Raw genomic sequence first — 941 nt, forward strand, 5'->3', positions numbered from 1 at the left:
AGTCTAAGTATTCGTCTGTTATATCACTTAAATTTAATTTATAACTAATCCAATAATCAGTAATTTGATTACAAAAATCAACAATGAGTATATATTCCTCATTTATTTTTACTAACGTATAAACCCAGTCTTTTTGTTTCACAATTTGAGATTTCATTTCAATATTTATTCAGCATCTAAAGCTGTAACCTTTAACTTTAATAGTTTATCCATCTTAATTTCTAGCCAATATCATATTTATAACAAATAACTTCAGGGGTAATTTCTTCTGTTTTAAGTTTTTCAAACTCTTCTTTTGTAATTTCTATCTTCTGTTCATTACCTGCTAGAGAACCAGAAATACAAGAAAATATATATTTACCTTCTACAAATTTTATTCTCCACCAGCTGGCACCTTTTGGATATTCATTTTCTTCAACAATAGGCTCTTTGTACTCTAAAGGCTTACCTTCAATTTCAACTGGTATATTTCCAAAACTAAATATTACTTTTGCCATATTAAACTTGATACATTTCATATAATTCTGGGGAATCAGTAATTTGATTTGCCAATTTCGTTAAGTATTCATCAGATAGATCTTCAATATGTAATAAATAATCTATAGAAAAATCTGTTGTTTGATTACAAAATGCCACTGAAAAAATATACTCACCTGATTGATCTGTTTTATATAATGTGTAAACCCATCTTTTTTGAGCAATTTTCTTATTTGAATTCATAATTTATATTTATAAGTAATTTCTAAATATGTAACTTTTTCATTCATCAAATCATGAAAATCTTCTGTTGATATTTTTGTGACTAATTCTTTACCTCCATGTTGTGAAGATATGCATGAAAAAATATAATCATTAGCTACTTTTGTCACTCCCCATTCCATGGGATCTAATGAATATTCATTTTCCTCCAAAATAGGCTCTCCTAATGTTTCTGTTTTTTC

At 26.9% G+C, this 941-nt stretch carries 3 protein-coding genes; all 3 read right to left on the bottom strand.

Annotation, left to right across the window (positions count from 1 at the left end; all coding sequences use genetic code 11):
• Nucleotides 1–221: 221 nt before the first annotated feature.
• On the bottom strand, nucleotides 222–497 hold the full coding sequence (locus BZK16_RS13920; RefSeq protein ID WP_143691210.1) for a hypothetical protein: 276 nt from the start codon (nucleotides 495–497) through the stop codon (nucleotides 222–224).
• 1 nt (nucleotide 498) lies between these two features.
• Complete coding sequence (locus tag BZK16_RS13925) at nucleotides 499–720, bottom strand: hypothetical protein (protein ID WP_077929475.1); 222 nt, start codon at nucleotides 718–720, stop codon at nucleotides 499–501.
• Nucleotides 717–941: hypothetical protein (locus BZK16_RS14380; protein ID WP_158076874.1), on the bottom strand; the 225-nt coding region annotated here is incomplete at its 5' end. The genes BZK16_RS13925 and BZK16_RS14380, both read right to left, overlap by 4 nt.

Origin of the sequence: Wohlfahrtiimonas populi, from assembly GCF_002006795.1 — a bacterium.
Classification (GTDB): Bacteria; Pseudomonadota; Gammaproteobacteria; order Cardiobacteriales; family Wohlfahrtiimonadaceae; genus Wohlfahrtiimonas; species Wohlfahrtiimonas populi.

Bases quoted from the DNA above. Each gene is read 5' to 3' on its own strand.
- BZK16_RS13925 (WP_077929475.1), bottom strand. From the start codon at position 720: ATGAATTCAAATAAGAAAATTGCTCAAAAAAGATGGGTTTACACATTA.
- BZK16_RS13920 (WP_143691210.1), bottom strand. From the start codon at position 497: ATGGCAAAAGTAATATTTAGTTTTGGAAATATACCAGTTGAAATTGAA.